This window comes from Gordonia sp. (in: high G+C Gram-positive bacteria), assembly GCF_049299075.1.
In the GTDB taxonomy this organism is placed as follows: Bacteria; Actinomycetota; Actinomycetes; order Mycobacteriales; family Mycobacteriaceae; genus Gordonia.
In genome coordinates this window covers 1-8,859 of record NZ_JBAQWU010000335.1, presented here as the reverse complement: position 1 = coordinate 8,859, position 8,859 = coordinate 1, and the positions used below count along the sequence as shown (strand labels likewise).

At 68.2% G+C, this 8,859-nt stretch carries 9 protein-coding genes and 1 riboswitch; of the genes, 7 read left to right on the top strand and 2 right to left on the bottom strand.

Annotation, left to right across the window (positions count from 1 at the left end):
• Positions 1-153: 153 nt before the first annotated feature.
• Entirely contained in the window at positions 154-294 is a 141-nt protein-coding gene (locus WAW85_RS10595) for a hypothetical protein (RefSeq protein ID WP_422559577.1), read from the bottom strand.
• Between WAW85_RS10595 and WAW85_RS10590 the strand changes: the two genes are divergently transcribed.
• Positions 235-2,403, top strand: a complete 2,169-nt coding sequence (locus tag WAW85_RS10590; protein ID WP_422559576.1) for a DUF222 domain-containing protein — start codon at positions 235-237, stop codon at positions 2,401-2,403. The two genes, WAW85_RS10595 and WAW85_RS10590, sit on opposite strands and share 60 nt — an antisense overlap.
• A 53-nt stretch (positions 2,404-2,456) precedes the next feature.
• On the opposite strand, the gene WAW85_RS10585 is transcribed toward WAW85_RS10590, so the two are convergent.
• Complete coding sequence (locus WAW85_RS10585) at positions 2,457-3,479, bottom strand: LLM class flavin-dependent oxidoreductase (protein ID WP_422559574.1); 1,023 nt, start codon at positions 3,477-3,479, stop codon at positions 2,457-2,459.
• Positions 3,480-3,544: 65 nt separating this feature from the next.
• Positions 3,545-3,727: riboswitch (cobalamin riboswitch) on the top strand.
• 26 nt (positions 3,728-3,753) lie between these two features.
• Here WAW85_RS10585 and WAW85_RS10580 point away from each other — a divergent pair.
• The 6 genes from WAW85_RS10580 to WAW85_RS10555 all read left to right on the top strand — a co-directional run.
• Complete coding sequence (locus WAW85_RS10580) at positions 3,754-4,719, top strand: ABC transporter substrate-binding protein (RefSeq protein ID WP_422559573.1); 966 nt, start codon at positions 3,754-3,756, stop codon at positions 4,717-4,719.
• Positions 4,720-4,781: 62 nt separating this feature from the next.
• Complete coding sequence (locus WAW85_RS10575) at positions 4,782-5,783, top strand: FecCD family ABC transporter permease (RefSeq protein WP_422559575.1); 1,002 nt, start codon at positions 4,782-4,784, stop codon at positions 5,781-5,783.
• A complete protein-coding gene (locus WAW85_RS10570) occupies positions 5,780-6,598 on the top strand; it encodes an ABC transporter ATP-binding protein (RefSeq protein ID WP_422559572.1) in 819 nt (272 codons plus the stop codon). The genes WAW85_RS10575 and WAW85_RS10570 overlap by 4 nt, the downstream gene beginning before the upstream one ends.
• Positions 6,595-7,323: a (2Fe-2S) ferredoxin domain-containing protein gene (locus WAW85_RS10565; protein ID WP_422559571.1), complete on the top strand. Its 729-nt coding sequence runs from the start codon at positions 6,595-6,597 to the stop codon at positions 7,321-7,323. Before WAW85_RS10570 ends, WAW85_RS10565 begins: the two co-directional genes overlap by 4 nt.
• Before the next feature lie 17 nt (positions 7,324-7,340).
• Positions 7,341-8,171: a Cof-type HAD-IIB family hydrolase gene (locus WAW85_RS10560; RefSeq protein ID WP_422559570.1), complete on the top strand. Its 831-nt coding sequence runs from the start codon at positions 7,341-7,343 to the stop codon at positions 8,169-8,171.
• Positions 8,172-8,196: 25 nt separating this feature from the next.
• Positions 8,197-8,859, top strand: a 663-nt coding sequence (locus tag WAW85_RS10555; RefSeq protein WP_422559569.1) for a helicase HerA domain-containing protein, incomplete at its 3' end; no start/stop codon positions are given.

Below are 8,859 nucleotides of genomic sequence, written 5' to 3'. Positions count from 1 at the left end.
CGTCGAACGATGTCCCACATACCGTCGACGGCCACTGCGGGCCGCACCACCAACCCACTCCGAAAACCGCACACGAAACTGTCGTACCCAGCACATACAGTAAGACAAGACAGCAGAAACAAGCTCTTGCGCACACCACGATGTGTACGTAATCTAAACCATAGAACACTCGAACAGTGACGCGCGACGAAGGAGGTGAACAACATGACCACCCACCACACCCCCGACAACCAGATTGGTGCCGACCAGCGCAGTGCCGACCAGCGCAGTGTCGACCAGATCGGTGTCGACCAGGGTGGTGCCGACCAGATCGGTGCCGACCAGATCGGTGCCGACCAGATCGGTGCCGACCAGGGTGGTGGCTCTCCGGTGGCGTCGGGGTGGCGGGAGGTCGATTTCGCGCCGGCGGGGATGGTCGCCCCGGCCTGTGGGGCTGGCGATCAGGGTGAGTGTCGGGGCTGGTTGGTCTACGCCCGCGCTGCTCATCGCGGTCAGGGGTATTTGCAGTGGGCGCAGTTGACCGGGATTTCGGAGTTCATCGACATCGCGTTGGCTGATGTACACGATGCGGTGTGTGCTGGGCAGGATCAGCGGGATTTGTTCGATCCGTACACGTTGGCGGTGACCGAGGTGGCGATCGTGTTCGCGATCCCGAACGCGGCCGCGACACGGCTGGTCGGGGAGGCAGTCGCCATGTCTGAGCGGCTCCCGCAGACTGCCGTGTTGTTGCGGGACGGCACAATTTCGGCGGAGATGTTCAGTGCGGTCGTGGCGCGTACCGATGTGGTCGACGAGCGGGTGTTGATCGATGCGGTCGATTTGGACCTGGCGGCCGGGTTGGCCGCGGCCGGACATATCTCGCAACGCAAGGCCGAGAAGATCGCTGACCGGATCGTGGACCGCCATGACCGTGATGCGGTCCGCCGCAAGGCCGAGAAGGCTCGGCGCCGTAAGAACGTGTCCCAGCGGGACTATCCCGATGGTTTGGGTGGGTTGAACATCACCGCTAGCGCAGAGGAAACTGTCCTGGCACTCGAAGCGGTCAATGCCGCGGTCGCCGGTTGTTGCGGGAACGATCCGCGCACGCTGGGGCAACGCCGGTCGGCCTATGCGATAGCCCGGCTGCGGCAGTTGCCGTTCACCTGCGCGTGCCCGGACAAAACTGCCTGTACCGCCATGTTGACCGCTGAAGCGATCTCGCAACGCCAAGCCCGGATCATCGTGCACGCGGTCTGCCAGAAAAGTACGTTGACCGGCGCCGACGACCAGCCCGCCTATCTTGACGGCGCCGGCCCGATCAGTGCCGAACAGGTTCGCGATATCGCCGCCCGCCCCGACGCGATCGTCCGGGACCTCGACCTGGGCACCCTCACCACACCCACGCACACGGCGGACGCAGCCACCGCGGACGTAACAACCGAGCCTGCCACCGACGAGCCTGCGGGCACAGATTCCGCAGGCACGGATTCTGCGGGCACAGATGCTGCGGGCACAGATTCCGCGGGCACAGATTCCGCGGGCACGGATTCTGCGGGCACGGATTCCGCGGGCACGGATGCTGCGGGCACGGATTCTGCGGGCACGGATGCTGCGGGCACGGATGCTGCGGGCACGGATGCTGCGGTCGCCGGCAATGCCGCGTGCGAGGCTGGTCGGCAGACACCGGCGCCCGCGCCGGTCTTGATCGTCCACACCAGCCAGCCCGCCGACCCGTACCGGCCGACCGCTGCCCTCGAGGCCCTGGTCCGCGGCCTGTTCGGAACCTGCACCGTCCCGGGATGTGAACGCCCGGCCTGGTCCTGCGAACTCGACCACGTCGAAGAGTATGACCACATCTGCCCGGACTCCGGTGGCCCGACCTGCCTGTGCAACATCAGCCCCAAATGCGTGATGCATCACCAGCTGAAAACATTTATGGGGGCATCAGCCTCCTCCGCGGGCCGGATCGACGACCAGTGGATAGACGAGCAGTGGATAGACGAGCAGTGGATCGACGAGCAGTGGATCGACGAGGCCGGGACGGTGTGGACCTCCACCACCACCGCCCACGGCATCACCGTGGACACCCCCGCCGCGAACCAATGGCTCTTCCCGCAACTGGCCCAACTGGCGTGCCTGCACCACACCCATGCACCACCGGACAGCCATGCACCACCGGACAGCCATGCACCACCGGACGCCCACGTCCCACCGGACGCCCACGCCTTACCTGGGCGAGACCGATCGGCCACCACCGGTAGCCCCGCCAGCACGACCGTGGTGGCTGGGGACAGTGCATACTGCGCCGGCGACGGCCTGCGCGCGGCGACCGCCTACAAACATGCTTGGCGCCGCGCCGCTCGGCAACGCCTCCGCGCCGCCCGCAACCGCGCCGCCAAACACGACGGCCCACCACCGTTCTGAACGGAGCAGATCGGCCGCGCTGGGCACGGCGACGATTCGGCGTCAGTCGAGTCCTACGAGAGCATGTCCTTCACCATCGGCACGACCTTCTCGCCGTACAGCTCGATGGTGCGGTGGTGCGCGGCGTGCGGCACCGCCTGGTCGTACTTCAGGTCGAAGCGGTCGACCTTCAGCACGCCCAGCGTGCGGACGATCTTGCGGGCCACCGTTTCCGGCGATCCGACGTAGAGCGCGCCGTCGGTGATCTCCCGCTCGAAGTCGCCGGGACGAGGCGGCGGCCAGCCGCGCTCGCTGCCCAGCTGCGTACGGAACTTCAGCCAGCCGTCGTAGAGAACTTCGCGCGCCTGCTCGTCGGTGTCGGCGACCAAGCCCGGCGAATGCACGGCGACCCGCGCCCGCGATACACCCAACTGATCCTGCGCCCGCTCGAACAGATCGATGTACGGCGCGAAGCGCTCGGCTTCGCCGCCGATGATCGCCAAGAACAGATTGAACCCGTACCGCGCGGCGCGCACCACCGATTCGGGGCTGCCGCCGACGCCCACCCACGTCGGAATCGGCTGCTCGGTGGGCGGATACACGAGCTGGTCGGTCAACCCGGCGCGCGTGGTTCCGCTCCACGTCACCGGCTCGCCGGTGAGCAGTGCAGACAGTAGTTCTAGCTTCTCTTCGAAGAGCACCTCGTACTGGTCCAGGTCATATCCGAACAGCGGGAACGACTCGATGAACGACCCCCGGCCGGCGACGATCTCGGCTCGGCCGTTCGAGACCGCGTCGAGCGTCGCGAACCGCTCGATGACGCGCACCGGGTCATCAGAACTGAGCACGGTGACCGCCGAGCCGAGGCGAATCCGGGCGGTCTGCGCGGCGATCGCGGTCAGCACGATCTCCGGCGCCGACACAGCGAAATCGGGGCGGTGATGTTCGCCGACACCGAAGAAGTCGAGCCCCAGTTGATCGGCGAGGGTGCCGTCGGCCACCAGATCCCGGATCACCTGGTCGTGCGGTACCGGACTGCCCTGCTCATCGATGGTGACGCCGCCGAAGGTATCCAGTCCGAATTCGATCTCGCTCATGGTTTTGTCAATCTCGATTCCCCGCCCAGTATTCCCCGCCCAGTATTTCCCGCACCGATCCGATATGATCCGCATGACGCTGCGGTGTTCGGGAAGTCCGGTGGAAAACCGGCGCGGTTCTCGCCACTGTGAGCAGGTCCGGAGACGGTTTCGGGAGCATTCCCGGCCACTGAGCACCACGCTCGGGAAGGTGCCGTCGCCGGGAGGCCCTGCAAAGCCAGGAGACCGGCCGCAACGCACCACCGATTCCACGAGAATGGAAGGCGGGTCGCCCGTGCGCACCCTCACCCCTGTCATCGCCGTCGTCTCCGCGGTCGCACTCACGGTCGGCCTGGCCGCCTGCGGCTCGACCGACGACGCCGCATCCGCTGGCGCGATCAGCCTGCAGAACTGTGGCCGGACCGTCACCCTCGATGCCCCAGCGACCCGAGCGATCACCGTCAACCAAGGAGCCACCGAGTCGGCACTGGCCGTCGGGGCCGGGCCCGACCTCGCCGGGACGGCCTACCTCGATGACGCGATCGCCCCCCGATACCAGCAGGCCTACGACGCCGTGCCGGTGCTCGCCGAGAAGTATCCGGATCTGGAGACGGTGCTGTCGAAAAAGCCGGACCTGGTCGCCGCGTCGTATTCCTCGGCCTTCGGCGATAAGGGCATCGGTAGCCGGGACGAACTCGGTGGCCTGGGCATCGCGACCTACGTGTCGCCGTTCGGTTGCGAGAACAAGGCCGATCGTCCGGCGACGTCGTGGGACGCGATCGCCGGGGAGGCGTCCGACTACGGCACGTTGTTCGGCCGCACCACTGAAGCCGACGCCGAGAACCAGACGATGCGCGCGACGCTGAGCCGGCTCGCCCAGGCCGCTCACGGCAAGGGCGTGAAAGTACTGTGGTGGGACAACGAGACCACCGCGCCGTCGGTGGGCGCTGGCCAGGGCGGACCGCAGCTCATCATGGAGGCGGTCGGGGCCACCAACGTCTTCGCCGCCCTGCCGGGGAGCTGGGCCGATGCCAGCTGGGAGCAGGTCGTTGCGGCCGACCCGGAGGTGATTGTCTTGATCGACGCGAACTTCTCCTCGGCCGAGTCCAAGCGCGCATACCTGGAGAGCGATCCGGTCCTGCGCGATCTGAAGGCCGTCCAGAACCAGGCATACGTGGTGATTCCGTTCTCCGAGTCGACGCCCGGCGCCCGGACGATCGACGGGGCCGTGGCATTGTCGGACGCCCTGGGCGCCCGCTGAGTCGCCGGGGCACGACGGTACCGACCTGGGCGCGGTGGTCGTCGGCACGCTATGCCGGACTGATCGTCGGCCTCGTCGGACTCCTGATTCTGAGTTTGGCAATCGGCGTCGTGATCGGCTCGGTGGGACTGAGTCTCGGCGAGGTCTTCGCCGCGGTCGGTGCCCGGCTGCACCTGGTCGACGGCGTCGATCCGGCGACCCGCCACATCGTGGTGAATCTGCGGATGCCGCGCGTGGTGACTGCGTCGGCCGTCGGCGCGGGCCTGGCCGTGGCCGGGGCCGTGCTGCAGTCCCTGACCGGGAATGTGCTCGCCGACCCATACTTGCTCGGGATGTCGTCGGGTGCGTCGGTCGGCGCCGTCGTCGTGCTGACCACCAGCCTGGGATCGGCCGCCACCGTGGGTATGGGCGCGGTCTCGACGGCGGCGTTCATCGGTGCGCTCGGCGCCTTGGCGCTGGTCTTCGCCATCGCCACCACGCGCTCGGGTGCACTGCTGCCGAATCGGCTCATTCTGGCCGGTGTCGCCGTGGCGCAAGGCGGTGCGGCAATCACCTCGGCCATCGTCTACTTCGGCGATCGCGACGCGGCCGCCACCGTGCTGCGCTGGACGCTCGGCTCGGTGGCCGGGGCCCGCTGGCCGTCGACCATCCTGGTCGCGGTAACGGTGACCGCGGTGCTGGCCGTCGTCTGGCTCTACGCGCGCACCCTCGATGCGTTCGCCTTCGGTGATCGCGCCGCCTCGAGCCTCGGCGTCCCAGTGGTCGCGACGCGCTGGGTGCTGTACCTGGTGGTCTCGCTGTGCACCGCGGTGCTGGTGGCGCAGACGGGCATCATCGGCTTCGTCGGTCTGGTGATCCCGCACATTGCCCGGGCGATCGTCGGACCGCTGCATCGACGGCTGCTGCCAGCCACGGCGCTGATCGGCGCCGTCCTGCTGGTGTGGACCGATATCCTCGCCCGCACCGTGCTCCCCGGTCGGGAACTGCCCCTCGGCCTGGTCACCGCGATCGTGGGCGTGCCGGTGTTCGTGTGGATCCTCCGCAGCCACGGAGCGGCCGCATGACGGCCGGGCAGCCGGGCACGCCGCCGCCGATCGCCCTGGCGGGTCTGCGGCTGACAATCGGCGACAAAAACCTCCTCGACGAGGCGACCGCATTCATGCCGGCTGGCGGCTTCACCGGCATCGTCGGGCCGAACGGTTCGGGGAAGACGACGCTGCTCTCGGCGATCGCCCGCTGGATCACGCCGCACGCGGGGGAGGTGCGCCTGCGTGAACGACCGGTCGGGGACTACTCGCGACGTGATTTTGCGCGCGTCGTGGCGGCCGTCGAACAGCATTCGGTTGCCGAGACCGAGCTGACCGTGGAACAGATCGTCGACCTGGGCACCATCCCGCATGCGGGCGGGCGGTTCGGCCGCACCGACACTCGCGCCGTGGTGACCGAGGCGCTGGCCACCATGGGCATCGAAGAGTTGCGGCACCGTAGCTGGCAGTCGCTGTCGGGCGGCGAACGGCAGAAAACCCAGATCGCCCGCGCCCTCGCCCAGCAACCGCAGGTGCTGCTGCTCGACGAGCCCACCAACCACCTTGACGTCGCCGCCGCCCTGGACACCATGGCGCTGCTGGCGTCGATGCCGGTCACGGCGGTCGCCGCGCTGCACGATCTGTCGCTGGCCGGGCTGTACTGCGATCACCTCATCGTGCTCTGCGCCGGCCGTGTCGTGGCACAGGGTTCGCCCGCCGAGGTGCTCACCCCGGAACTGCTGGCCCAGGTCTATGGACTCGACGCCGAGGTGATGGCACATCCGCGCTCGGGCGCGCCGATGGTGGTGTTGTGCGGCACCATCGGATCACCACACCGGGGGGACGCATCGTGACCGCTGACTGGGTGATCGTCACCGCACCCACCGATCGCGGTCACCGGCCGGCGACGGTGCTGGCGCCCGCGCTGGCGGAACTGCGCACCCGGTATCCGGCGATCGTGTTCCGGCTGGCCGTGCAAGGCGGCTCCGATACCCCGATCACCGAGGCGCTCGACGATGCCGCAGCCGCCGGGGCGCAATCGGTTCTGCTGGTGAGTGGACAGACCCTGGGCGATGCGAAGCAGGACTCGTGGCTGGCCCGGATCGTCGGGCACTGGCTGCGCCTGCAGCCCGTCGGTGCTCCCCAAGTGCGGATCGCGCCACTGCTCACCAGCCAGCACGGGTTCGTCGACCTGCTCGGCGAGGCCGTCGCCCACGGCGGAACGCCGGCCCGGCAGACCACCGCGCCGATTCAGTCGCCCGCCTGGGAAAATGTCCCCGAGTGCGCCCGACACGTGCTGGTGTGCCGGGGACCGCGGTGCAGCGTCGAAGGCGCCCGGGAGACGTCGGAAACGCTCACAGCCGTGCTGGCCGACCGTGGACTCGACGACGACGCCGTACTGGCGACCGTCACCGGCTGCCTGTTCCCCTGCGGGCAGGCGCCCGTGCTGGTGGTCTACCCGGACGGCGACTGGTATTCCGGCATGCGGCCGGACCGAATCGCCCGGCTGGTCGACGAACATCTGGTTCGCGGCCGACCGGTGGACGAGTGGGTGAAGCGTCGCCTCGATCGCGCCTGAGATGAGACCATCGGAGAGTGGCCGACCTTCCGATCCCCGAACTGCCCGATGACGTCCGCATGGTGGTCGCCGATATGGATGGCACCCTGCTCACCCCGCAGGGCGACGTGCCCGACGGGTTCTGGCCGCTCTTGGATCGGATGCGCGAACGCGGCATCACCTTCGTCCCGGCCAGCGGGCGCCAGTACTACACGCTCGAGGCGCTCTTCGCCCGGTCGCCGGAGGGGATCTCGTACATTGCCGAGAACGGCAACCTCGTCGTCCACGACGGCCAGTTTCATCCGGGCAAACTCCTCGATGCCGGGCTGGCCGACGAGGTGGTGCTCGCTTCCCGCGAAGCGGCCCACCATCGGGACCTCGGTCTCGTGGTCTGCGGCGTGCAGGGCGGATACGCCGAGCGCACTGATCCGACCTTCATCGACGAGTTCAGCAAGTACTACCACCGGCTCACCACGCTCGACGATCTACTGACCGTCGACGACGACATTCTCAAAGTGGCGATTTTCGACGCCGACGGCGCTGCCGACTCCGCCCGCGACGTGTACAGCGCCTTCGCTGACCGCTGCCAGGTGGTGGTGTCCGGACCCAAGTGGATCGACCTGATGGCACCCGGCATCGACAAGGGGGTGGGCTTGCGCATGCTCCAGGACGACCTGAACATCACTCCGGCGCAGACCGTCGTCTTCGGCGACTACCTCAACGATCTGCAGATGCTCGACGGCGCGGACTGGTCGTTCGCGATGGCCGACGCCCACCCCGACGTGCTCAACCGGGCCCGCTACCAGGCGCCAGCGAACGCCGATCAGGGTGTGGTCGCGGTGCTGGCGGCGTTGCTCGGCGACGGCTGACCCGGCAACACTAGGATCAGCCTTCATGAGCGCAGACCTCCCCATCGGCACCCGATTCGGCACCGCCGATCCGGCGCATCTGATCGCGACCCGAATGAACCGGCACACCTTCTGGTGCGGGCAGAGTGGTTCGGGTAAGACCTATGCGCTCGGCGTGCTGCTCGAGCAGGTGCTGCTGCACACTCGACTCCCGCTGGTCATCCTCGACCCGAACAGTGACTTCGTCCGGATCGTCGAGGCGCACGACGACGCCCCGCCCGCGCTGGCCGCCGAACTGGCCGACCGGGAGATCGCGGTGCTGCGCCGCACGCCCGATTCAGCAAAGGGTGAACTGCCCTTGCGCATCCGGTTTGTCGACATGGCGCTCGCCTCGCGGGCCGCCCTGATGCAGATCGACCCGGTCGACGATGCCGACGACTTCAACGCCATGCTGCGGGTCGAAGCGATCCTGCGCGAGAAGATCGAGGCGATCGATCTCACGGCCAACAACCAGGACCTGGCGGATGTCCGCGAGTCGCTGATCCCGCAACTGCGGGCCAGCGAGGTGCCCGAGTTCATCCGGCTGGCGACCCGGCTGGAGAACCTCGGTGTCGCCGACTGGGACCTGTGGGCCTGGGCGGATGAACCGGCGCCGGAGGTCATCGCGCGGCGGCCGGACGCGACCGTCGTCGACCTCGGTGGGTACGAC